This window comes from Streptomyces sp. M41 (assembly GCF_043673425.1).
In the GTDB taxonomy this organism is placed as follows: domain Bacteria; phylum Actinomycetota; class Actinomycetes; order Streptomycetales; family Streptomycetaceae; genus Streptomyces.
This window is the reverse complement of the sequence record NZ_JBIMKE010000001.1, coordinates 170,614-191,975: the sequence shown is the minus strand read 5'-3', so window position 1 is coordinate 191,975 and position 21,362 is coordinate 170,614. Positions and strand designations below refer to the sequence as shown.

Below are 21,362 nucleotides of genomic sequence, written 5' to 3'. Positions count from 1 at the left end.
AGCGCGATGCAGTTCGGACGCACGTACGAGGAGTTCGAGGTCGGGGCGACGTACAAGCACTGGCCGGGCAAGACGGTCACGGAGTACGACGACCACCTGTTCTGTCTCCTGACGATGAACCACCACCCCCTCCACATGGACACGAACTATGCGGAGAAGACGACGGACTTCGGCAAGAACGTCGTCGTCGGGAACTACATCTACTCGCTGCTGCTCGGCATGTCCGTGCCGGACATCTCCGGCAAGGCGATCGCCAACCTGGAGATCGAGTCGCTCAAGCACGTGGCGCCGACCTTCCACGGCGACACGATCTACGGCGAGACGACCGTGCTGGACAAGTGGCCGTCCAAGTCGAAGAACGACCGCGGCATCGTCTACGTCGAGACCAAGGGCTACAAGCAGGACGGCACGCTGGTCTGCGTGTTCCGCCGCAAGGTGATGGTGCCGACCGAGACGTACATCAAGGAGCGCGGCGGCGAGCAGCCCGGCCGCCCCGAGCTGCTGGACATTTCAAAGCGTGAGCAGGAGAAGTAAGCCATGGCCCGTCTCGCCCAGACCGCCGGTCTGACCGACATTCAGCAGGAGATCCTCTCCACCGTCCGCGACTTCGTGGACAAGGAGATCATCCCGGTCGCGACCCAGCTGGAGCACCGTGACGAGTACCCGCAGCAGATCGTCGACGGTCTGAAGGAACTGGGCCTGTTCGGCCTGATGATCCCCGAGGAGTACGGCGGCCTGGGCGAGTCCCTTCTGACGTACGCCCTCTGCGTCGAGGAGATCGCACGGGGCTGGATGTCGGTCTCCGGCATCATCAACACGCACTTCATCGTGGCGTACATGCTCAAGCAGCACGGCACGCAGGAGCAGAAGGACCACTTCCTGCCGCGCATGGCGGCCGGCGACATCCGCGGCGCCTTCTCGATGTCGGAGCCGGCCCTGGGTTCCGATGTGTCGGCCATCACGTCCAAGGCGGTCAGGGACGGCGACGAGTACGTCCTCAACGGCCAGAAGATGTGGCTGACGAACGGCGGAACGTCAACCCTGGTTGCCGTTCTGGTCAGAAGTGACGAAGGACACCCCGAGGGCACGGCGCCCCACAAGTCGATGACCACCTTCCTGGTCGAGAAGGAGCCCGGCTTCGGCGAGGTCCGTCCCGGCCTCACCATCCCGGGCAAGATCGAGAAGATGGGCTACAAGGGCGTCGACACGACCGAGCTCATCATGGACGGCCTGCGCATTCCGGCCGATCGGGTGCTCGGCGGCGTCACCGGCCGCGGCTTCTACCAGATGATGGACGGCGTCGAGGTCGGGCGCGTCAATGTGGCGGCGCGTGGCTGTGGCGTCGCTCAGCGTGCGTTCGAACTGGGCGTCCAGTACGCCCAGCAGCGCCACACCTTCGGCAAGGCGATCGCCCAGCACCAGGCGATCCAGTTCAAGCTGGCCGAGATGGCTACCAAGGTCGAGGCCGCGCATGCCATGATGGTGAACGCGGCACGCAAAAAGGACTCCGGGGAACGTAACGACCTGGAGGCAGGGATGGCGAAGTACCTCGCCTCCGAGTACTGCAAGGAGGTCGTCGAGGACGCCTTCCGGATCCACGGCGGCTACGGCTTCTCCAAGGAGTACGAGATCGAGCGCCTCTACCGTGAGGCTCCGATGCTGCTGATCGGTGAAGGTACTGCCGAGATCCAAAAAATGATCATCGGTCGTAGGCTGCTCGAAGAGTATCGATTCCAGGGCTGATTGTCCGGATACGGGGTGTTTTCTTGGAGAAGAAGATCACACCCCGTCAACACTCTTCAGCCGCCGACTCGGCTTCCTGGCTTGCCCAGTTGTGGCCCGCGACCGGTACGATCCCGGGAAAGCCGCCGTCCCCTGATACCGCGCGGCATCATCCGCTACGAAGGTCATCCATGCCCCACAGCCAAACCTCTGCACCACGCGACAGCCAGGTCGGCGGCGTACGCCTCGCGCGCGGAGCATCGCCGTGGCTTCTCCCGACCGTCGCCACCGCAGCCGTCAGCCTGCTGCGCGCACGCCGCTCCGGCGTCGCCAAGGCCGTCGCCGTGCCCGCCACCGCTCTCGCGGCGGGCATGCTGTGGTTCTTCCGCGACCCCGAGCGCGAGATCGCCCAGGGCCGGGTCATCTCGCCCGCCGACGGTGTGGTGCAGAGCATCATGCCGTGGAAGGACGGCCGCACCCGCGTCGCGATCTTCATGAGCCCGCTGAACGTCCACGTCAACCGGGCGCCGCTCGCCGGCACGGTCACGTCCGTCGAGCACATCCCCGGCGGCTTCGTTCCGGCGTTCAACAAGGAGAGCGAGAACAACGAGCGCGTTGTCTGGCACTTCGACACCGAGCTCGGTGACATCGAGATGGTCCAGATCGCCGGCGCGGTGGCCCGTCGCATCGTCCCCTACATCCCGCAGGGCACGAAGGTCGAGCAGGGCGACCGTATCGGTCTGATCCGCTTCGGCTCCCGAGTCGACATCTACCTGCCGGAGGGCGTGGAGGTCGCGGTCGAGGTCGGGCAGAAGACCGTGGCTGGGGTGACTCGCATTGACCGTGATTGATCCAGAGACACAGCAGGGCTGGGTGCCCGAGGCCGACGAGGTCGACGAAGAGGAGGAGATGCCTCTTTCTCTCCGCCTGTCGATAGCGGACACCCTCACTCTCGGCAACGCGACGTGCGGCTTCATGGCGGTGTACTTCACCACCACCGGCATCCTGATCCCGCACCTCACCGGCAGCCAGGAGTCCGGCATGGCCCGCCACAGCGCGGCCACGGCGGTCATCCTGATGCTCTGCGCGGCGGTCTTCGACCTGTTCGACGGCCTGGTCGCGAGGAAGCTCCGCTCCTCCCCCATGGGCGCCGAGCTGGACAACCTCTCCGACCTGATCAGCTTCGGTCTGGCCCCGGCGTACTTCGTCCTGGTCTATGGCATGGTCGCGGACGACGCGCACCAGAGAGTGGCCGCGGTCGGAGCGATCGTGGTGCTCCTGGCGGTCGTGCTGCGGCTGGCGCGGTTCTCGTGCGTGTCGGTCCCGAACGGCATGTTCCAGGGGATGCCGTCGCCGTTCGGCGCGCTCACGGTGGTCTCGATCGTCCTGCTGGAGCTGCCCTTCGTGGCGACGCTCCTCGCGATCCTGGGCACGGCCTGGCTGATGGTGAGCCGGGTCGAGTACCCGAAGCCGCGCGGTCGCCTCGCCGTGGCGATGCTGTCCTGGATCGTGGTGTCCATGGGTCTGCTCGCCGCCTGGGCCTTCGACGCCCCGAGCGGCCAGCTGCTGCTCCAGACGGGTTGCGCCCTCCAGCTGGTGATGGGCGCGGTGATCCCCCTGTTCGCCACGGCGCGCCGGGTGAACAACTTCCGCGACAACCGTCGCGAGGCGCGGGCGGCCCAGCTTCCGTAAGCGGACGGAAACGAAGCCGTCGCGGTCGTACGACGACACGAAGGGCCCCGAGCCACCCGGCTCGGGGCCCTTCGGCGTACCGCACGTCGCGGTTCAGGCCAGGAAGTCGCGCGCGATCCGCTCCGCCGTACGCTCCAGGATCGGCCCCGCGTCCGCGATGCACTTCGCCACGTCCGGCTCGACCTCGGTCAGCGGGTACGCCCGCCGGATGCCCGCCCGGCCCAGCGCCTCGGGCGCCAGTGCGAGACGGCCGCACACCGCGACGACCTCCTTGCCGGCCGCCCGGGCCGCGGCGGCGACGCCTGCCGGGGCCTTGCCGTGAAGGGTCTGCTCGTCCAGGGAGCCCTCACCGGTGATCACCAGCGAGGCGCGCTCCAGGGCCGGGGCGAAGCCGAGGACGTCCAGCATGACCTCGATGCCGGGGCGGAAGCCCGCGCCGATCAGCAGGGCGCCGTAGCCGATGCCTCCCGCGGCCCCCGCGCCCGGCGACGCGGCGTGCTCGGCGGCCTTGGAGCCCACGGACTTCTCCAGCACCTGCGCGTAGTGCGCGAGCGCCGCGTCCAGCGTCGCCACGTCTTCCGGCGAGGCGCCCTTCTGGGGGCCGTACACCGCGGGCGCGCCCTTCGGGCCGGTCAGCGGATTGTCGACGTCGCTGGCGAGCACCAGGTCGACGGAGGCCAGCCTCGGGTCCAGGCCGGAGAGATCGGCGGTGGCGAGGCCGGCCAGGCCACCGCCGCCCGGCGCCACCGGCTCGCCGTCGCCGTCCAGGAAGCGGGCGCCCAGCGCGGTCAGCATGCCGGCGCCGCCGTCCGTGGTGGCGCTGCCGCCGACGCCGAAGACGATGGTGCGGGCACCCGCGTCGAGGGCGGCGCGCAGCAGTTCGCCGGAGCCGTACGTGGAGGACGTGAGCGGTTCGAAGACGCCGGCCGGCAGCCGCTGGAGGCCGCTGGCCTCCGCCATCTCCACCACCGCGGTGTCGCCGCGCAGCGCGAACGCCGCCGTCACCTCGTCCCCGAGGGGTCCGGCGACGCGCACCTCCCGGCGCTCGAAGCCGGCCGCGACGGCCGCGTCCACGGTCCCGTCGCCGCCGTCGGCCACGGGCATGGCCTCGACCTCGAGGCCCGGTACGACCCGGCGCAGACCGGCGGTCACCCGCTCGGCGACCTGTACGGCCGTGAGCGAGCCCTTGAACTTGTCCGCGGCGATGAGCACGCGCTGTGTCACCTTGTTTTCCCCTTGCTCTCCGGGCCTCGCGCACGTCAAGGCCAGTCGCGCCGCTGCGACCTTAACCGGAGGAGCCCCATGACGTCATGCGCTGCCCGCAGCATGAGAAGGCCCCGCGAGGCCGCCGTGCGGGCGCCGCGATGCCGACGTGCGAGCCGCCCGGGCCCCCGAGCGCGGGCCGCCGGAATTGGGTAAACCGGTCCTATGACCCCTGTGGGCACTGAGCCAGAGCTCGCCGACCGCGTTCTCGGAGGGTGGCTGGGCCGGATCGCCGGCAACATGCTCGGCAAGCCGGTCGAGCAGGGCGACCTGTGGACCCGGGACCGGATCGACCGCTATCTGCGGCAGGCCGCAGCCCTGCCCCTCACCGACTATCTCCCCGAGCCGATCAGCGAGGCCGACGGCTTCGAGCTGCGCCCGGAGTGGCGTCAGTGCGTGCGCGGCAGGATCCACGGCAGCTGCCGCGACGACGACGTCGACTACGCCATCCTCGGCCTCGACCTGCTGGAGACCTACGGCTTCGGCTTCAGCACCGAGCAGGTCGGCGACCTGTGGCTGCTGCGGCTGCCGTACCTCCAGACGTTCACGGCGGAGCGGGCCGCGTACCGCAACCTCGCGGGCGGTCTGAAGCCGCCGCTGACGGCCACGTACGACAACCCGTACCAGGAGTGGATCGGCGCCCTCATCCGTGCCGACATCTACGGCTGGACCTGCCCGGGCGTCCCCCGTCGCGCCGCCTCCCTCGCCCGTCGGGACGCGGTGCTGTCGCACACCGGGAACGGTGTGTACGGCGCGATGTGGGCGGCGGCGCTGATCGCGGCGGCGTTCACGGCGGCCACGGTCCGGGAGGCGGTCGAGGAGGCGCTCATGGTCATCCCGGCGAGCAGCCGCTTCGCGCGTACCGTGCGCCGGGTCGCCTCGCTCCATGACACCCGGATGAGCTGGGAGGACACTCTCGCCACCGTCTCCGAGGAGACCGCCGGGCTCGGCTGGATCCACGCCGTGCCGAACGCGGCCGTGCTCACCGCCGGGCTGCTGTACGGCGACGGCGACTTCACCCGGACCATCACCCTCACCGTCCGCGGCGGTCTGGACACCGACTCCAACGGGGCGACGGCCGGTTCGGTGGCCGGTGTCCTGACCGGGGCGGAGGCGATTCCGGGCCAGTGGACGGAACCGCTTGAGGACACGGTGCGCAGTGCGGTGTTCGGCTTCGACGGGGTACGGATCAGCGAACTGGCGGAACGGACGGTGCGGCTGGCGGGGGTCGGGACGTAGGTGTGGCGTGCCGGGGCGCCGGGAGGCCCTGGGCATGGGTGCCGGCGGCGGGGTCCGGTGACGGTGGATCAAGACCCGGGGAGAAGACCCGGGGATGTGGCGGTGCGCCGGGTCCGCTCTCCTGCGCAGGCGCCGGGTGCCGGGGGTCAGGGGTCGAGGGTCGGGGGCCGGGGGTCGGGGGTCGGCTTCGCCGTGCGAGCGGTGTGCCTCTGCGAGCCGGGCGTGTGCTCCGGCGGGCGGGAGCCGGGACACGGGCACGGCCGCGGCGGCTGGTTACCCTTCCTCAATGACCACGACGCAAGACTTCGCCACATACATCGCGGGGCTCCCCCGTGTCCTCGCCGGTGCCGCCGCGCTGTTCCGGGACGCCGGGGGCCGGGTGCTGCTCGTGGAGCCGAACTACCGTGACGGCTGGGCGCTCCCGGGCGGCACGGTCGTGTCGGACGACGGGGAGACGCCGCGCCAGGGTGCGCGTCGGGAGACGGCCGAGGAGATCGGCCTGGACCGGGATCTGGGCCGGCTGCTCGTGGTGGACTGGGTGCCCGGGCCGGGCCGGCCGCCGTTGGTGGCGTATCTGTACGACGGTGGGGTCCTCGACGAGGACGACTTCAAGGCGATCCGCTTGCAGGAGGAAGAGCTGCTGTCCTGGCGGCTGGTCGCGCGCGAGGAGCTCACCGCGCATCTACCGGATGCCCTGGGCCGCCGGGTGCTGGCCGCGCTGGACGTCCTCGAGGGCGGCGGAAGCGCGGTGGAGCTGGAGAACGGGCACCGGGTGGACGCCGGGGCCGCATGAGGCGGCGAGCGCACCGCTCGGATATCCGTTCGCCTCGCCCGCCGGGCGCGCCCTACTCTCGGTGACATGACCAGGCCACCCCTTGTAGCCCTCCTCAGTGGTGCGGGCATTTCCACGGATTCCGGGATCCCCGACTACCGCGGCCCGAACGGGCTGTGGCGGCGCGATCCCGAAGCCGAGAAGCTCGTGACGTACGAGTACTACATGGGCGATCCGGAGATCCGGCGGCGGTCGTGGCAGATGCGGCGGGGGAACCGGACACTGAACGCCGAGCCCAACGCGGCGCATCGTGCCGTGGCCGAGCTGGCGAAGTCCGGTGTGCCCGTCCGGGTCATCACGCAGAATGTCGACGGGCTGCACCAGCTCGCCGGCATGCCCGCCCGCAAAGTGCTGGAACTGCACGGCAGCGCACGGAATGTGGTCTGCACGCAATGCCATGCGCGCACACCGATGGAGGACGCCCTCGCGCGGGTCGAGGCCGGCGAGGACGACCCGCCGTGTCTGGAGTGCGGAGGGGTCCTGAAGTCCGCGACGGTGATGTTCGGCGAGCGGCTCGATCCGGTCGTGCTCGGCGAGGCGGTCGCGATCACCAAGGCCTGCCAGGTGTTCATCGCCGTCGGCACCAGCCTTCAGGTGCAGCCCGCCGCCGGCCTCGCGGGTGTTGCCGCCGACCACGGCGCCCGGCTCGTCATCGTCAACGCCGAGCCGACACCGTACGACGAACTCGCCGACGAGGTCGTCCGCGAGCCGATCGGTACCGCGCTGCCGAAGTTGCTGCGCGGCCTCGGCGAGTGACCCAGAATGCGATCATGACCTCTCGGATCCGCCATACGACGATCGACTCCGCCGACGCCTACGGTCTTGCCGGCTTCTGGTCCCAGGTGCTCGGCCTGCCCGTGCACGAGGACGACGAGCCGGGGGACGAGGAGGTCCTGATCGAGGGGGCGGGCCTGCTGTTCGTCACCGTCCCGGAGGCCAAGACCGTCAAGAACCGGGTGCATCTGGACCTCCAGCCGCAGGACCGCACCCGGGACGAGGAGGTCGAGCGGCTGCTCGCGCTCGGTGCCACCCTGGTCGACGACCGCCGCGCCCCGGACGGCAGGGGTTGGGCGGTCCTCTCCGATCCCGAGGGCAACGAGTTCTGTGTGGAGCTCGGGCCGGCGGAGCGGACCGCCGGCTGACGCCCGGGTTCAGAACAGCGCCGCCGCGCTCTCGAAGTCCAGCAGGCTCTGCTTGCGGGCCAGGCCGCCGCCGTATCCGGTGAGGCCGCCGTTCGCTCCGACGACGCGGTGGCAGGGCACGATGATGCCGATCGGGTTCTTGCCGTTGGCGAGGCCGACCGCCCGGGAGGCGCCGGAGTTCCCCAGGATGTCGGCGAGTTCGCCGTAGGTGCGCGTCTCGCCGTACGGGATCTTGCGCAGTTCCGCCCAGACGCTGCGCTGGAACGGTGTTCCCCGCAGGCTCAGTTCGAGGGTGAACTCCTTCAACTCGCCCGCGAAGTAGGCGTCCAACTGCTCCTCCGCCTCCGCGAAGAGGGACTCCTCGCGGGTGCCGAAGGTCTCCTCCGGCGGGCGGTGGCGTTGGTCGGTCATGTAGAGGCCGCACAGGAGGCCGTCCTCGGCGACGAGCGTGAGCGGGCCGTAGGGGCTGTCGACGACGGTGTGCTGCTTCATCTGCGGTCCTGTCCTTGTCGCTCGACGTGGTCACACGGGGAGGAAGTTGATCGGGTGGCTGTCCGTGGCCCACAGATACTGGACGGCGTACGCCCGCCAGGGGCGCCAGGCCGCCGCCCGGGCCGTGAGGGCCGCCGGGGTCGAGGGCAGGCCCAGCTCCTGTGCGGCGCGGCGGACACCGAGGTCGGTGGGGAGGAAGGCGTCGGGATCGCCGAGGGCGCGCATCGCGATGACGTCGACGGTCCAGGGGCCGAAGCCGGGCAGCTCCAGCAGCCGGGCCCGGGTCGCGGGCCAGTCACTGTCGGGCCCCAGCAGCACGGCGCCGTCGGTGAGTTCACGTACGAGTGTGGTGAACGTGGTCCGACGCGAGCGCGGCATCGCCAGCGACTCCGGGTCGAGGGAGGCCAGCGCCTCGGGTGCCGGGAAGAGGTGGGTGAGGCCGCCCTCGGCGTCGTCGACCTTCTGGCCGTGGGCGATGACCAGGCGGGCCGCGTGGGTGCGGGCGGCCGCTGTGGAGACCTGCTGGCCGAGCACGGCCCGTACGGCGAACTCGGCCTCGTCGACCGTGCGCGGGACCCGGCGGCCCGGCGCCTTGTCGACCAGGGGCGCGAGCAGCGGATCCGTGCGCAACTGGTCGTCGATCGCGACGGGATCGGCGTCCAGGTCGAGCATCCGGCGGCACCTGCTGATCGCGACGGTCAGATCGCGCAGGTCGCTGAGGGTGAGGCGGCAGGCGATGTGGTCGGGGTGCGGGGTGAGGGCCACGATCCCGTGGCCGTACGGCAGCCGGAGCGTGCGCCTGAACGCCCCGTCCCGCCACTCCTCGACGCCGGGCACGGCGGTCGCCGCGAGGTGACCGAAGAGGTTGTCGGGGTTGAGGGGGGCGCGGAACGGCAGGCGCAGGGTCAGGGCGCCGGCGGTGTTCCCCGGGGCGTCAGGGGTGCCGGAGGTGCCCGGGGCGCTGCGGGGGGTGCGGGCGCGCAGTTCGCTCGGGGAGAGGGCGAAGACCTCGCGGACGGTGTCGTTGAAGGTGCGGATGGAGGCGAAGCCGGCTGCGAAGGCGATGTCCGCCATGGGCAGGGGCGTCGTCTCGATCAGGAGGCGGGCCGCCTGGGCACGCTGGGCGCGGGCCAGGGCGAGGGGGCCGGCGCCGAGTTCGGCGAGGAGCTGGCGTTCGATCTGCCGGGTGCTGTAGCCGAGCCGGGCGGCGAGGCCGGGTACGCCTTCGCGGTCCACCACGCCGTCGGCGATCAGGCGCATCGCCCGGGCCACGAGGTCGGCGCGCTGGTTCCACTCGGGTGAGCCGGGGCTGGTGTCGGGGCGGCAGCGCTTGCAGGCCCGGAACCCGGCCTGCTGGCAGGCGGCTGCGCTCGGAAAGAACCGCATGTTCCCCGGCTTGGGCGGGACCACCGGACAGCTGGGCCGGCAGTAGATCCCGGTCGTCACGACCGCTGTGAAGAACCAGCCGTCGAAGCGGGCGTCCTTGGACTGGACCGCGCGCACGCAGCGCTCGGTGTCGGTGTGCATCCCCTTCTGCATGCCTCAAGCATCGACCACCCGAGCGAGGAGGGCTGGCGAGAATCCGACATCGACCTCGACTCCCCTGGGACCCTCCGGTTCGCCCTCGGGCCGGAGCCTGCGGTCGAGGCCCGGACAGGAGTGGCGGCCCGAGGCCGAGCCCAAGGCCGGACCCCAGACCCAAGGCCCGGCCCGAGCGCGAGGCCGAACCGACGCAACACGGTGCATCGCATGAAGAATCATTCATGTGTTCATGTGCGATGAGTAAGATACCGCTCATGGGTCATGGAGCCGTCACCGCCGCGCAGGACACCACCGGGCGCGTACGCCTGGACGCGGCCAACGCCGCCAAGGTGGCCACCACCCTCCAGGCCCTGTCGACCCCGTCCCGCCTGCTGATCCTGGCACGTCTGCGTGAGGGGCCGCTGCCGGCCACGGAGTTGGCGGCGGAGGTGGGCATGGAGCAGTCCGCCTGCTCGCACCAGCTGCGCCTGCTGCGCAACCTCGGCCTGGTGGTGGGCGAGCGGCGCGGCCGTTCGGTCGTCTACGCGCTGCACGACCACCATGTCGCCGAACTGCTCGACCAGGCCGTGTACCACGTGGAGCATCTGCGCCTGGGCGTCAGCGACCCGACCGACTGACACACGGCGTCCGCCGCCGCCTCGACCGGCGCTACGACGCGCTCGGGGCCGTGGGCCCCACGCCCCTCAACTGCTGGATGGTGCCGCCCAGCCGGGGGCGCAGCTGCTCCAGCAGAGCCGGTTTCGCGCTGACCACCCAGCGGGTCCCGACGAGGTACTTCCCGCCGTAGACGGCGGCCGAGTCCAGCCAGGTCAGCTTGTACTTCTCGGCGGGGAAAGTGGTGATGAGGTAATCGCCCTCCTTCGTGCGGCAGACACCCTCGCGCAGTTCGTCCGCCTCGGTGCGGATCTTGACCTGGCAGCCCGTCAGACCGGCGATCACCTCGACCTTCGCCGGGGCCACGACGCCGGCCGCATCGGCGGCGACCGTGGGAGGGGTGCTCTTCGCGGCGGCCTTCCCGCCCTCGTCCCCGCCGCCGCAGGCGGTGACCAGGGAGAGGACGGCCAGGACTCCGGCCGTCGCGGCGCAGGCGACGCGTCCCCGGTGTGTCTGCACGCTGCTTCCTCTGTGTGGCTGCACGCAGGGGGATACGGATCAACGCCGGGAAGTGTTCATGCGGGTCCGAGGACATACGGCCAGGGGCCCGACCCGCGTGAAGCGGATCAGGCCCCTGGTCGGTCTCCGAGGTGCGGCCCTGTGCTGCCGCCCGGTCCGCGCGGCTCGTCAGACACCGGTGCGCTGCCGTGTGCGGGGCAGTGTGTGGACTGTCCTGCCGCGGCCCGTACTCCACCGGTGGGTCTCGCCCTGAGGCACCGGTCCCGCACAGCCGGGGGACACCGCGGAAGCGGCGCCCGTTCGGCCTGCGGACGGCCTGACGAGCTGCGCTACGGGCGACAGCGGTTCAGCGCCGGCCCGTGTCGGAAAGGCGGCTCAGAACGCGCTGTTGTCACAGCCCATGGACGAGCCGAGGTGCGTGTCCTGGCCACCCGAGTTGCCCTCGCCGTTGAGCGCGTTGCCCAGGGCGCCGTTCAGGACGCCGACCTGGCCGAGGACGTCGACGTTCAGGTCGTGCGACTTGCAGCTGGAGCTCTGCAGAACGCTGTACTTGCCGCCGTGGCCGCCGCCGTCGAGGCCCTGGGCGGTGGCGGTGCCGGCGCTCAGGAGACCGACGCTGCCGAGGGCGACGACCACGACCGCAGCCTTGTGAAGCTTGTGCATGCCATCTCCGATGGAGTGAGGGGGTGTGCGATCCGTAACAGATCGACTTCGTACAGTTACGGGAGATTAGTGTGAAAAACCCGATATGCACCGACGACGCGCCGAGACTCGTGATCTCGTGGCGAAAGCACCCGCTCGAAGGTGAAGCCCCCGGACCGAGGTGGACGGCTCGGCGCCCGGTCACCCCACCTGGGCGGCGAACGCCTCGTACGCCCGCTCGTCGAAGAGGACGAACCTGACCTCCTCGACAGCGGTCCTCGTGGCGCGCACCGTGTCCACGGCGATGCGTGCGGCCTCCTGGAGCGGATAGCGGTAGACGCCGGTGGAGATGGCCGGGAAGGCGACGGTACGGGCGCCCAGTTCATCGGCGACCCGCAGGGATTCGCGGTAGCAGGAGGCGAGTTCGCCGGAGCGGTCCTCCTGCGCGGAGTAGACCGGCCCCACAGTGTGGATCACCCATCGCGCGTCCAGTTCCCCCGCGGTCGTGGCGACCGCCTGGCCCGTGCGCAGGCCCTTGCCGTACCGGGAGGCGCGCAGTTTGCGGCATTCATCGAGAATCGCCGGGCCGCCGCGCCGGTGGATCGCGCCGTCGACGCCTCCCCCGCCGAGCAGGGAGGAGTTCGCGGCGTTGACGATCGCGTCGACGCTCTCACGGGTGATGTCGCCCTGGACGAGGCTGATGCGGGTGTTCATGCCTGCCTCTATAGCAGGTGGAGCGCATGAGGCGGGCGCACGGACCCGGCGGCACAGGAAGCGTGCGACTCCCGCGACACACACGCCACCCTGACCGGCCTGACGGGTGGGTGCGGGCCGCTGCGCGGCCGGCTACGCCTCCTGCCGCAAGCGCCTCCACACGGCCTTCGCCGCGTTGTGCCCCGACATGCCGTGCACCCCGGGGCCGGGCGGGGTCGCCGAGGAGCAGATGTAGACCGCCGGGTGCGGGGTGGCGTAGGGGAACAGCGACAGCTTGGGGCGCAGCAGGAGTTGGAGCCCGGAGGCCGCGCCGGAGGCGATGTCCCCGCCGACGTAGTTGGCGTTGCGCGCGACGAGTTCGGCCGGTCCGGCCGTCGCCCGGGCGAGGACGCGGTCCCGGAACCCCGGGGCGAACCGCTCCAGTTGGGCCTCGATGGCGTCCGTGAGGTCGCCGGTCCAGCCGTTGGGCACATGGCCGTACGCCCAGAAGACGTGCTTGCCCTCGGGGGCCCGGGTGGGGTCGACGACGCTGGGCTGCACCGTGATCAGGAACGGCTTGTCGGGCGCACGGCCCTCCCGGGACGCAGCGCGCAGCGCACTGCCGATCTCCGCGCTGCTCCCGCCGACCTGTACGGTGCCGGCGCGCCGGGCCTCCTGCGCGATCCACGGCACCGGTCCGTCCAGCGCGTAGTCGATCTTGAAGGCGGCGGCCCCGTAGCGATAGCCCTCGTAGTAGCGACCGAAACCGGCGATGCGGGCCAGGGCGGTCGGTGAGGTGTCGAAGATGTACGCGCGCGCGGGCGGCAGGTCGTCGAGCCGCTTGACCTCGAAGTCGGTGTGAACGCTGCCGCCGAGTTCCTCGAGATACGCGGTGAGGGCGTCGGAGATGGACTGGGAGCCACCACGGGCCACGGGCCAGCCGCGGGCGTGCGCGGCGAGGGCGAAGACCAGGCCGATGGCGGTGGTCGCGAAGCCGCCGAGCGGGGCGATGACATGGGCGACGAGCCCAGCGAACAGGGCCTTGGCCCGCTCGTCACGGAAGCGGCGCAGCAGCCAGGTCGACGGGGGCAGCCCGACCAGGCCGAACCGGGCGAGCGTGACCGGGTCGCGCGGGAGCGCCGTCAGCGGCAGGGACATGAAGTCACGGGCCAGCGTGTCCCACTTCGTCAGGAACGGGTCGACCAGTCTCCGGTACGTCCCCGCGTCGCGCGGGCCGAAGGAGGCCGCGGTCTCGGCGACGGAGCGGGCGAGCACGCCGGCGCTGCCGTCGGTGAAGGGGTGCGCCATGGGCAGCTCGGCGTGCAGCCACTCAAGGCCGTGGCGCTCCAGCGGCATCGCCCGGAACGCGGGTGAGTTGATGCCCAGGGGGTGCGCCGACGAGCACGGGTCGTGGCGGAAGCCGGGCAGGGTCAGCTCCTCGGTGCGGGCACCGCCGCCCACGGTGTCGCGTGCCTCGAACACGGCCACGGAGAAGCCGCGCCGGGCCAGCTCCACGGCAGCGGTCAGTCCGTTCGGCCCCGCACCCACCACGACCGCATCGAGCATCGACGGCACCTTCGGACCCCTTCGTCAGCCGACGGCCTTCGGGATCAGGATATGCCGGGCCGCTGACAGCGCCGGGGCGCGGGTAAAGTCCGCGGGGTGACACGCCGTTTCCGCAGCCAGGTCCCCGAGGGCGATGTGTGGCACTGGTTCGAGGTGGGGGACGACGGGCGGCTGCTGCGCCAGATCACCTTGCGCGGAGGCGATCGTGTGCCGGTGGTGGCCGCCGAGTCGGCCGAGCTCGCACGGGTGCGGGACTCCTGCGGAGAGTGGGGCGCGCGGCTGTACGAGGTCGTGTACGGGTTGCCCGCGCCGGACCCGGTCCCGGCGCCGCCACATGCGCGGCCCGTGGACCTGCGGGAATTCGACCTCGCGTGGGGCCGCGCCCGCTCCTACCGGCAGTGCGAGGCACGCCACGACAGCGGCCCGCTGCCCGTCGGCACCCGGCTGCCCGGCACTTTCGCCGTCTCGCCCTGGGGGCCCGGCGTGACGGGCGTGTTCGTCGACCTCGCTCTGCCCGCCCCAGGCTTCGTGGACGCCGCGGTGCTGCTGCGTGCGGGGTGCCGGTGGCCGGACGAGGGCACACCGGCGGAGTTCGAGGTGGTCGACCTGCGGGTCGGCGGTGGCCGTCCGCAGATCAGGCTCCGGCCGACAGCAGTCCCGTCACCCGGCGCGCCGTGGCCTCGTCCCGGGCCGCCACGAACGGCAGCGTGTTGCCCCCGGTGATGCGGAACGGTTCGCCCGCGCGGGTCAGGTGGGCGCCGCCCGCCTCCTCGACCAGGAGCAGACCGGCTGCGTGATCCCATGCCGCCTCCCAGGAGAAGGCGGTGGAGTCCAACTCGCCCCGCGCGACGGCGAGATACTCCAGGCCGGCGGAGCCGCAGGGGCGTGGTTCCACACCGTCGGTCCACAATCCGAGCAGGGCGCGCTTCTGCTCGTCGGTCGTGTAGTCCGGGTGGGACGTGGCCACGTGCAGGGCGCGGCCGGGTTCGGGCGCTCCGGAACGCAGCCGCTGCCCGTCGAGGTGGGCGCCCCGGCCCCGGACAGCCGTGGCCAGTTGGTCGCGGGCGGGGGCGTACGTCCAGGAGGCCAGCACGACGCCGTGCCGTGCGAGCGCGACCAGCGTGCAGAATCCGTCGTCGCCGTGCACGAACTGGCGGGTGCCGTCGACGGGGTCGACGATCCAGACGGGTGCGTCGCCCTGTAGCGCGTCGTAGGACGCCGGGTCGGCGTGCACCGCTTCCTCGCCGACCACGACCGAGCCGGGCAGGAGCGCACCGAGCGTCTTGGTGAGATACAGCTCGGCCAGCCGGTCGGCGTCGGTCACCAGGTCGTGCGGTCCGCTCTTCTGGTCGACCTCGTGCACGGCGAGCTGCCGGAACCGGGGCATGATCTCGGCCGCGGCGGCCTCACGGACCGCTTCCTCCACGTCTGCCGAGTGCTGTGCGAGAAACTCGTCGATGGTTTCGTAGTGTTCGATCACCCCTCCATGAGAGCACGCCCCACTGACACTCCCCGCCCGCCGGGTGGCCGGCGGGCGGCATCGACGTGAACTCCAGGGGATGGGGGCGGGAGTAGGCGGCGTACGCATGTGACCCTCGTCACCAGCACCCGTCAGCGGCCGACCGCGTACCCCTGCATCCCCCGCGGGTTGGCCGCAGCCGACAGGACACCTGTCTCCGGGTCCCTCGCGACGGCGCACAGCCGCCCCTCCGACCAGGGCTCGCCGACGTTCACCACGTGCCCGCGCCGACGGAGCCCTTCCACCACCGCGGCATCCGTGCGGGACTCCACGGTGACGCTGCCCGGTCGCATCCCGCGCGGGTAGAAGGAGCCGGGGAAGCTGTCGTTGTGCCAGTTCGGGGCGTCGATGGCGCCCTGGAGGTCGAGGCCGCCGCGGACCTGGGCGCGCAGCGCCACGGCCAGGAAGAAGTGCAGCTGCCACTGGTCCTGCTGATCCCCGCCGGGCGTGCCGAAGGCCATGACGGGGACGCCGTCACGCAGGGCGATCGACGGTGTGAGGGTGGTGCGGGGGCGGCGGCCCGGCGTCAGTGAGTTCGGCAGGCCCTCCTCCAGCCAGGTCATCTGGAGCCGGGTGCCGAGCGGGAAGCCCAGCTCGGGGACGACGGGGTTGGACTGGAGCCAGCCGCCGCTGGGGGTGGCCGCGACCATGTTGCCCCAGCGGTCGACGACGTCCAGGTGGCAGGTGTCGCCGCGGGTGCCGCCGTCGGCGCTCACGTCCGGCTCGCCCGGCACCGGGGAGGTGGGACGCTTGGCGACCGTGGGCTCCCCGGCCCCCAGCACGTCGAAGCCGGGCTCGCCGGCCGTCGTGTGCGCGTGCGCGCACAGCCGGGGGGCGCGTCCGCCGGGGCTGCCGGGCCGCAGCTCGTGGGACGCCTTGTCGCCGATCAGCTGACGCCGGGCGGCGTTGTACGGGTCCGACAGCAGGTCGGCGAGCGGTACCTCGGCCGCGTCGCCGTACCAGGCCTCGCGGTCGGCCATGGCCAGCTTGCAGCCCTCGATCAGCAGATGGACGTAGTCGGCGGAGCCGTACGGCGGCAGTTCGGGCGGGAGCAGCGCGAGCTGCTGGAGGAGCACGGGGCCCTGGCTCCAGGGTCCGGCCTTGCACACGGTCCAGCCGTTCCAGTCGTACGTCGCCGGTGCCTCGTAGGTCGCGGACCAGCCGGCGAGGTCGGCGGCCGTGAGCGTGCCGGAGTGCCGTCGGCCGCTGGTGTCCATGGTGGGCCGCAGGGACTGCCGGACGAGCGCCTCGGCGATGAACCCGGTGCGCCAGACCTCCCGGGCCGCCTCGATCTGCGCGACCCGGTCGCCGGCTCCCGCCACCTCGGCGAGCAGCCGCTTCCAGGTGGCGGCGAGGGCGGGGTTGCGGAACAGCTCACCGGGGCGCGGAGCCTCGCCGCCCGGCAGATACACCTCCGCCGACGAGGTCCACTCCGTCTCGAACAGTTCCCGTACCGTCTCGACGGTCTCGCCGACGCGCTCCACGGGGGCGTGCCCGTGTTCGGCGTACCCGATGGCGTACGCCAGCACCTCGGCGAGCGACTTCGTCCCGTGGTCGCGCAGCAGCAGCATCCAGGCGTCGAAGGCGCCGGGGACGGCGGCGGCGAGGGGCCCGGTACCGGGTACGAGGTCCAGGCCGAGGCCCCTGTAGTGCGCGATCGTCGCGCCGGCTGGTGCGACGCCCTGCCCGCACAGCACGCGCACCTCGCCGCCCGCGGGGGCGAGCAGGATCGGCACCTCGCCCGCCGGGCCGTTGAGGTGCGGTTCGACGACGTGCAGCACGAACGCACCCGCCACGGCGGCGTCGTAGGCGTTGCCGCCGCCCTCCAGGACCGCCATCGCCGACTGGGAGGCCAGCCAGTGGGTGGAGGAGACCATGCCGAAGGTGCCCTGGAGTGTGGGTCGGGTGGTGAACACGAGCGGACTCCTCAACTCGGGGCGACGGTCCGAAGATCGTACGCAGCGGGACCCGTGGGCGGTCCAGGGCTACGGTCGCCGTCTCCCCACCGTCAGCAGGTGCCCGCTGACGCCGAGCAGCGTCGGCTCGGCCTCGATGTGCCGGCACGCCGCCAGCACGGCCTCGCGGCGAGACGGGTCGTCCAGCCAGTCCTCGACGCCGCCCATCAGCCAGGCGGCGCCTTCGACGCCGTACTGGCCTTCGACGACGAGACCCGCGTCGGTGAACTCTCCGGGTACGTCGTCGGGCCGGGCGAAGTGAGCGATGGTGAAGAAGCCCTCTTCGTGGAAGGGGTGCCGGCCGTCGGCCAGGACGGCGTCGGTGCGTTCACGGTTCAGCGGGGTGAAGTAGCGCTCCTCGCGCAGCAGGTCGTGCAGCTGTGCGTACCGGTTGATGGTGGCCGCGACGACCGACCCGCCCGGACGGACCACTCTGTGCGCCTGGGCCAACGCCCGTGTCCGGTCCTCCCGTTCGGGCAGGTGGTAGAGCGGGCCGAGCATCAGCACCGTGTCGTAGGCGGCGTCGGGGGCGGGCAGGTCGCGGGCGTCCGCGCGGCGGGCGGTGACGCCGGGCAGCCGGGCCGCCTGCTCGACGTGGAGCGGCACGGGGTCGACGAGGTCGACCTGATATCCGTCCGCGGTGAGCCACTCCGCGTGGACGCCGCTGCCGCCGCCGACGTCGAGGACCCGGGCCGGGGCCGCGGGCAGCAGCCGGCGCAGGATGTCCTGGGTGCGCCAGAACTCCAGCCGGCCGGCCGGCGCGCCGCCCTCTCTGAGCCGTGTGTCCTCCTTGCCCCGGGCGTAGTAGGCGAGGATCTCCTCATGGACGGCGGAGGGTCGTGGTTCCTGGGTCACGGTCATCGCCCCAGCGTGCTGATCGCGGGATCGGCGGGCAACGGGGTCTTCGGTACTGTCAGCTGGCGCGGAGCGTCAGTTGGCGCGGGCCGTCACCAGGCCCGACTCGTAGGCGAACACCACGAGTTGTGCGCGGTCGCGGGCTCCCAGTTTGGTCATCGCCCGGCTGATGTGGGTCTTCGCCGTGAAGGGGCTGATCACCATGTGGTCGGCGATCTCCTCGTTGGTCAGACCGCGGGCGGCCAGGGCCGTCACCTCGCGTTCGCGGCGGGTCAGGTGTTCCAGGCCGGGGGCGGTGGCACGGTCCGGGGGGCGCGAGACGAACTCGCCGATCAGGGTGCGGGTCACCGAGGGTGACAGCAGCGCCTCCCCGCGGGCCACGACCTGGATCGCCTGGAGGAGGTCGGCCGGTTCGGTGTCCTTCAGCAGGAAGCCGCTCGCCCCGGCGCGCAGGGCCTCGAAGACGTACTCGTCGTGGCCGTAGTTCGTCAGGATCACCACGCGGACCGGGGACAGCGCCGGGTCCTCGGCGATCCGGCGGGTCGCCTCGATGCCCGTCATCACCGGCATCTGCACGTCGATCAGCGCGATGTCGGGCACCTGGGCGCGGATCAGTTCCACGCCCTGCGCGCCGTCCGCCGCCTCGCCGACCACCTCGACGCCGTCCTCGGACTCCAGGAGTGCTCTGAAGCCCGCCCGCATCAGCGCCTGGTCGTCGACCAGCGCCACTCTGATCACGCCGTCCGTCATCCCGTCTCCCCCAGCGGCAGTCGTGCCCGCACCGCGAACCCGCCCTCCTCGCGCGGGCCGGCGTCCAGTGTGCCGCCGAGCGCCGTGACGCGTTCGCGCATGCCGGTCAGACCGATGCCGGGGGCGGGTGGGACTGCCGGGTCGGCGGCACCGTCGTCCTCGACGAGGATCGTCAACTCGCCCTCCCCGTACGCCAGGTGGACGGCCGACTTCGCGGGGCCCGCGTGCCGTGCCGCGTTGGTCAGGGCCTCCTGGACGATGCGGTACATCGCCCTCTCCACCGTGGCAGCGAGAGGCCGCTCCCGGCCCGTCACCGTCAGTTCGACCGCGAGGCCCGCCGCCTGTGCCCGCTCGACCAGCAGTGCCAAAGACCCGGTCGGTTCGTCCGTGCGCAGCACCTCCAGCGTGGTGCGCAGCTCGCGCATGGCCTCGCCGCTCGCCTCCTGGATGGCGAGCAGCGCGGGCGGTATCTCCTCGCCGCGCTTGCGGGCCAGGTGGACGGCGACGCCGGCCTGGAGCTTGACGATCGAGATGCTGTGCGTGAGGGAGTCGTGCAACTCGCGGGCGATGCGCAGGCGTTCCTCGCCTGCCCTGCGCAACGCCGCTTCCTCGCGGGTGCGTTCGGCCTCCAGGGCGCGCTGTTCGGTCTGGCGCAGATATGCCTGCCAGTTGCTGTCGGCCAGGCCGGTGACCACCGCGCACAGGAACCAGCCCGCGAGGAGCAGCGCCTCGCGGGCGACCGACGCGCTCGCCGAGCCGGCCGCCACATATCCGCCGAGGAAGACGGCGGCGGTCGCGGCTGCCGTGCCCCGGTGCCCGCGCCGGCTCGCGGTGTGCACGGCGCCGACGACGGGCAGCGCCATGATGGTCGAGGTCCCGGCGTGGACGACTTCGGCGAGCAGACAGGCCGTGGTGAGAGCGAGCACGGCACGGGGAGCGGCGCGATGGGCGGCCAGGGCCAGCGAACCGACCGTGATCAGCGCGAGGTCGACAGGTGTGTCCCGGCCGTCCGCCAGGGCGACGAGCACGACGATCGCGCCGGCCACGACCGCGCCGGCCGCGTCGGCGAGCCGCTCGCGTGTGATCAGACTCCCGTTCATGCCCGCACAGTAGACCGCCCCACTGACAGTGACATCACCCCTGTGGACGGCTCACGCACTACTCCCCGAGCAGTAGTTCCGCCCGCCGTCCCGCCCGGCCGTCGCAGCCCCGACTGACTTCGGCGGGACGACGACCCGGCCCGCCCCCGCGGCGCAGGCTGGTGCCCATGTCCACACCCTTCCGATTCACCGAGCCGCTCCCGCCCAGGTCGGCCACCGGTACCGTGGCCGAGGTGTACGCGCAACTCGCCCTCGACTTCGGCATCTGCGAGCCCCCGACGTTCGTGGTTCTCTCCTCCGCTCCCGAACTGCTCGCCCCCACCTGGGCGTTGATGCGCGAGTCGCTCATCGCCGGGGCCGGCAGCAGGACCGGCAAGGAGCTGGTGGCCCTCGGGGTGTCGCTCGCCAACAAGTGTCCGTTCTGCGTGGACGCGCACACCGTGCTGCTGCACGCCACCGGCGACCACGGCCTCGCGGAGCGACTGGCGCGCGGTGCGGCCCCCCGCGACGAGGAGCATGCGCGTCTGCTCGCCTGGGGCCGGCACACGCGCGTGCCCGGCGCCGCGCTCGCCCCGTATCCCTTCCCGCGCGCGCATGCCCCCGCCTATCTGGGCACCGCGCTCACCTTCCACTTCATCAACCGGATCGCCTCGGCCCTGCTGACCGAGAATCTGCTGCCGGCGGGCGCCCAGCGGTTCCGGGCGGTCCGCTCTCTCGCGGGCCGCACCCTCGCACGGACCGTACGCCGCCCCGCGCGGCCCGGTGTCGCCCTCGCGTTGCTCGACCACCCCGACCCCGGCGAGGCGCCCGCCTGGGCGGCCGGCACTCCCGTCGGCCTCGCCTACGCGGCGCTGCTGCGGGCGGCCCTGGCCGGCGCCGATCTGCTCGACCCCGACGACCAGGATCTCGTGGAGGAGGTCGTGCAGGACTGGGACGGGGCGCATCCACCACTCGGCCCTGGCGGTTTCCCGGACCGTCGGGAGCGTCCCGGTGCGCGCCTGGCGCTGCTGGCCGCTCTCGCGCCGTACCGCATCACGGAGGCGGATGTGGCGGCCTGGCGGCGGACGGAGCACGGCGACCACGGTCTGGTGCACCTCGTGGCATATGGGGCGTTCCTCGCCGTGGACCGAATCGAAAGCGCATTTTCCGCCCAAATCATCCGGGATGCCACGCAACTCTCCCAGGTCACCACGTAATCACGGCCCTCCTGTAGTGGCGCCGGTACGGAGCGAGTTGGCACTTCCG

At 71.9% G+C, this 21,362-nt stretch carries 23 protein-coding genes; 11 read left to right on the top strand and 12 right to left on the bottom strand.

The window, feature by feature from the left end:
• Positions 1 to 6: 6 nt before the first annotated feature.
• The 4 genes from ACHBTE_RS00915 (at position 7) to pssA (ending at position 3,414) form a co-directional block, all read left to right on the top strand.
• Complete coding sequence (locus ACHBTE_RS00915; RefSeq protein ID WP_394721285.1) at positions 7 to 534, top strand: MaoC family dehydratase; 528 nt, start codon at positions 7 to 9, stop codon at positions 532 to 534.
• A gap of 3 nt (positions 535 to 537) precedes the next feature.
• Positions 538 to 1,743: an acyl-CoA dehydrogenase family protein gene (locus ACHBTE_RS00910; RefSeq protein WP_394721283.1), complete on the top strand. Its 1,206-nt coding sequence runs from the start codon at positions 538 to 540 to the stop codon at positions 1,741 to 1,743.
• Between the two features lie 170 nt (positions 1,744 to 1,913).
• Positions 1,914 to 2,573, top strand: a complete 660-nt coding sequence (locus tag ACHBTE_RS00905; protein WP_394721282.1) for a phosphatidylserine decarboxylase — start codon at positions 1,914 to 1,916, stop codon at positions 2,571 to 2,573.
• Between the two features lie 22 nt (positions 2,574 to 2,595).
• The gene (pssA, locus tag ACHBTE_RS00900; RefSeq protein ID WP_394721578.1) at positions 2,596 to 3,414 is read left to right on the top strand and encodes a CDP-diacylglycerol--serine O-phosphatidyltransferase; all 819 of its coding nucleotides are present in this window, start codon (positions 2,596 to 2,598) and stop codon (positions 3,412 to 3,414) included.
• 93 nt (positions 3,415 to 3,507) lie between these two features.
• Here the strand turns inward: pssA and ACHBTE_RS00895 are convergent, their stop codons facing one another.
• Positions 3,508 to 4,638, bottom strand: a complete 1,131-nt coding sequence (locus ACHBTE_RS00895; RefSeq protein ID WP_394721281.1) for a glycerate kinase — start codon at positions 4,636 to 4,638, stop codon at positions 3,508 to 3,510.
• Between the two features lie 204 nt (positions 4,639 to 4,842).
• On the opposite strand from ACHBTE_RS00895, the gene ACHBTE_RS00890 reads away from it, so the two are divergent.
• The 4 genes from ACHBTE_RS00890 to ACHBTE_RS00875 all read left to right on the top strand — a co-directional run bounded on the left by ACHBTE_RS00890 (position 4,843) and on the right by ACHBTE_RS00875 (position 7,890).
• Positions 4,843 to 5,916 (top strand): ADP-ribosylglycohydrolase family protein, encoded by a 1,074-nt coding sequence (locus ACHBTE_RS00890; protein WP_394721280.1) that lies wholly within the window; start codon positions 4,843 to 4,845, stop codon positions 5,914 to 5,916.
• A 286-nt stretch (positions 5,917 to 6,202) separates the two neighbouring features.
• Positions 6,203 to 6,709 (top strand): NUDIX domain-containing protein, encoded by a 507-nt coding sequence (locus ACHBTE_RS00885; RefSeq protein WP_394721279.1) that lies wholly within the window; start codon positions 6,203 to 6,205, stop codon positions 6,707 to 6,709.
• Between the two features lie 66 nt (positions 6,710 to 6,775).
• The gene (locus ACHBTE_RS00880; protein WP_394721278.1) at positions 6,776 to 7,504 is read left to right on the top strand and encodes an NAD-dependent deacetylase; all 729 of its coding nucleotides are present in this window, start codon (positions 6,776 to 6,778) and stop codon (positions 7,502 to 7,504) included.
• Positions 7,505 to 7,518: 14 nt separating this feature from the next.
• The gene (locus ACHBTE_RS00875; protein WP_394721277.1) at positions 7,519 to 7,890 is read left to right on the top strand and encodes a VOC family protein; all 372 of its coding nucleotides are present in this window, start codon (positions 7,519 to 7,521) and stop codon (positions 7,888 to 7,890) included.
• Positions 7,891 to 7,899: 9 nt separating this feature from the next.
• Here ACHBTE_RS00875 and ACHBTE_RS00870 read toward each other — a convergent pair whose 3' ends face one another.
• Positions 7,900 to 8,382 carry a methylated-DNA--[protein]-cysteine S-methyltransferase gene (locus ACHBTE_RS00870; protein ID WP_394721276.1) on the bottom strand — a complete coding sequence of 161 codons (483 nt, stop codon included), beginning with the start codon at positions 8,380 to 8,382 and terminating at the stop codon, positions 7,900 to 7,902.
• A gap of 30 nt (positions 8,383 to 8,412) precedes the next feature.
• Positions 8,413 to 9,921 (bottom strand): DNA-3-methyladenine glycosylase 2 family protein, encoded by a 1,509-nt coding sequence (locus tag ACHBTE_RS00865; RefSeq protein WP_394721275.1) that lies wholly within the window; start codon positions 9,919 to 9,921, stop codon positions 8,413 to 8,415.
• A gap of 257 nt (positions 9,922 to 10,178) precedes the next feature.
• Here ACHBTE_RS00865 and ACHBTE_RS00860 point away from each other — a divergent pair, with 257 nt between their 5' ends.
• Positions 10,179 to 10,541, top strand: coding sequence for an ArsR/SmtB family transcription factor (locus ACHBTE_RS00860; protein WP_394721274.1), 363 nt, complete (start codon positions 10,179 to 10,181; stop codon positions 10,539 to 10,541).
• A gap of 31 nt (positions 10,542 to 10,572) precedes the next feature.
• Here ACHBTE_RS00860 and ACHBTE_RS00855 read toward each other — a convergent pair whose 3' ends face one another.
• From ACHBTE_RS00855 to ACHBTE_RS00840, 4 genes are all read right to left on the bottom strand, one after another.
• Positions 10,573 to 11,037: a hypothetical protein gene (locus tag ACHBTE_RS00855; RefSeq protein WP_394721273.1), complete on the bottom strand. Its 465-nt coding sequence runs from the start codon at positions 11,035 to 11,037 to the stop codon at positions 10,573 to 10,575.
• 375 nt (positions 11,038 to 11,412) lie between these two features.
• Positions 11,413 to 11,700, bottom strand: coding sequence for a hypothetical protein (locus tag ACHBTE_RS00850; protein ID WP_394721272.1), 288 nt, complete (start codon positions 11,698 to 11,700; stop codon positions 11,413 to 11,415).
• A 180-nt stretch (positions 11,701 to 11,880) separates the two neighbouring features.
• The gene (locus tag ACHBTE_RS00845) at positions 11,881 to 12,393 is read right to left on the bottom strand and encodes an O-acetyl-ADP-ribose deacetylase (RefSeq protein ID WP_394721271.1); all 513 of its coding nucleotides are present in this window, start codon (positions 12,391 to 12,393) and stop codon (positions 11,881 to 11,883) included.
• 132 nt (positions 12,394 to 12,525) lie between these two features.
• Positions 12,526 to 13,938 (bottom strand): phytoene desaturase family protein, encoded by a 1,413-nt coding sequence (locus tag ACHBTE_RS00840; RefSeq protein WP_394721270.1) that lies wholly within the window; start codon positions 13,936 to 13,938, stop codon positions 12,526 to 12,528.
• Positions 13,939 to 14,034: 96 nt separating this feature from the next.
• Here ACHBTE_RS00840 and ACHBTE_RS00835 point away from each other — a divergent pair, with 96 nt between their 5' ends.
• Entirely contained in the window at positions 14,035 to 14,661 is a 627-nt protein-coding gene (locus ACHBTE_RS00835; protein WP_394721269.1) for a hypothetical protein, read from the top strand.
• Here the strand turns inward: ACHBTE_RS00835 and ACHBTE_RS00830 are convergent.
• From ACHBTE_RS00830 to ACHBTE_RS00810, 5 genes are all read right to left on the bottom strand, one after another.
• Positions 14,573 to 15,418, bottom strand: a complete 846-nt coding sequence (locus tag ACHBTE_RS00830; RefSeq protein WP_394721268.1) for an inositol monophosphatase family protein — start codon at positions 15,416 to 15,418, stop codon at positions 14,573 to 14,575. The genes ACHBTE_RS00835 and ACHBTE_RS00830 overlap by 89 nt on opposite strands.
• A 131-nt stretch (positions 15,419 to 15,549) precedes the next feature.
• A complete protein-coding gene (locus ACHBTE_RS00825) occupies positions 15,550 to 17,373 on the bottom strand; it encodes a gamma-glutamyltransferase family protein (protein WP_394721267.1) in 1,824 nt (607 codons plus the stop codon).
• 69 nt (positions 17,374 to 17,442) lie between these two features.
• Entirely contained in the window at positions 17,443 to 18,273 is an 831-nt protein-coding gene (locus tag ACHBTE_RS00820; RefSeq protein WP_394721266.1) for a class I SAM-dependent methyltransferase, read from the bottom strand.
• 69 nt (positions 18,274 to 18,342) lie between these two features.
• A complete protein-coding gene (locus ACHBTE_RS00815) occupies positions 18,343 to 19,017 on the bottom strand; it encodes a response regulator (RefSeq protein WP_394721265.1) in 675 nt (224 codons plus the stop codon).
• Positions 19,014 to 20,117, bottom strand: a complete 1,104-nt coding sequence (locus ACHBTE_RS00810; RefSeq protein WP_394721264.1) for a sensor histidine kinase — start codon at positions 20,115 to 20,117, stop codon at positions 19,014 to 19,016. Before ACHBTE_RS00810 ends, ACHBTE_RS00815 begins: the two co-directional genes overlap by 4 nt.
• Positions 20,118 to 20,284: 167 nt before the next feature.
• Here ACHBTE_RS00810 and ACHBTE_RS00805 point away from each other — a divergent pair, with 167 nt between their 5' ends.
• Entirely contained in the window at positions 20,285 to 21,313 is a 1,029-nt protein-coding gene (locus ACHBTE_RS00805) for a carboxymuconolactone decarboxylase family protein (protein WP_394721263.1), read from the top strand.
• Positions 21,314 to 21,362 lie beyond the last annotated feature (49 nt).

Bases quoted from the DNA above. Each gene is read 5' to 3' on its own strand.
- ACHBTE_RS00885 (WP_394721279.1), top strand. From the start codon at position 6,203: ATGACCACGACGCAAGACTTCGCCACATACATCGCGGGGCTCCCCCGT.
- ACHBTE_RS00845 (WP_394721271.1), bottom strand. From the start codon at position 12,393: ATGAACACCCGCATCAGCCTCGTCCAGGGCGACATCACCCGTGAGAGC.
- ACHBTE_RS00875 (WP_394721277.1), top strand. From the start codon at position 7,519: ATGACCTCTCGGATCCGCCATACGACGATCGACTCCGCCGACGCCTAC.
- ACHBTE_RS00815 (WP_394721265.1), bottom strand. From the start codon at position 19,017: ATGACGGACGGCGTGATCAGAGTGGCGCTGGTCGACGACCAGGCGCTG.
- ACHBTE_RS00860 (WP_394721274.1), top strand. From the start codon at position 10,179: ATGGGTCATGGAGCCGTCACCGCCGCGCAGGACACCACCGGGCGCGTA.
- ACHBTE_RS00840 (WP_394721270.1), bottom strand. From the start codon at position 13,938: ATGCTCGATGCGGTCGTGGTGGGTGCGGGGCCGAACGGACTGACCGCT.
- ACHBTE_RS00905 (WP_394721282.1), top strand. From the start codon at position 1,914: ATGCCCCACAGCCAAACCTCTGCACCACGCGACAGCCAGGTCGGCGGC.
- ACHBTE_RS00805 (WP_394721263.1), top strand. From the start codon at position 20,285: ATGTCCACACCCTTCCGATTCACCGAGCCGCTCCCGCCCAGGTCGGCC.
- ACHBTE_RS00865 (WP_394721275.1), bottom strand. From the start codon at position 9,921: ATGCAGAAGGGGATGCACACCGACACCGAGCGCTGCGTGCGCGCGGTC.
- ACHBTE_RS00910 (WP_394721283.1), top strand. From the start codon at position 538: ATGGCCCGTCTCGCCCAGACCGCCGGTCTGACCGACATTCAGCAGGAG.
- ACHBTE_RS00810 (WP_394721264.1), bottom strand. From the start codon at position 20,117: ATGAACGGGAGTCTGATCACACGCGAGCGGCTCGCCGACGCGGCCGGC.
- ACHBTE_RS00820 (WP_394721266.1), bottom strand. From the start codon at position 18,273: ATGACCGTGACCCAGGAACCACGACCCTCCGCCGTCCATGAGGAGATC.
- ACHBTE_RS00880 (WP_394721278.1), top strand. From the start codon at position 6,776: ATGACCAGGCCACCCCTTGTAGCCCTCCTCAGTGGTGCGGGCATTTCC.
- ACHBTE_RS00850 (WP_394721272.1), bottom strand. From the start codon at position 11,700: ATGCACAAGCTTCACAAGGCTGCGGTCGTGGTCGTCGCCCTCGGCAGC.
- ACHBTE_RS00915 (WP_394721285.1), top strand. From the start codon at position 7: ATGCAGTTCGGACGCACGTACGAGGAGTTCGAGGTCGGGGCGACGTAC.
- ACHBTE_RS00870 (WP_394721276.1), bottom strand. From the start codon at position 8,382: ATGAAGCAGCACACCGTCGTCGACAGCCCCTACGGCCCGCTCACGCTC.
- ACHBTE_RS00890 (WP_394721280.1), top strand. From the start codon at position 4,843: ATGACCCCTGTGGGCACTGAGCCAGAGCTCGCCGACCGCGTTCTCGGA.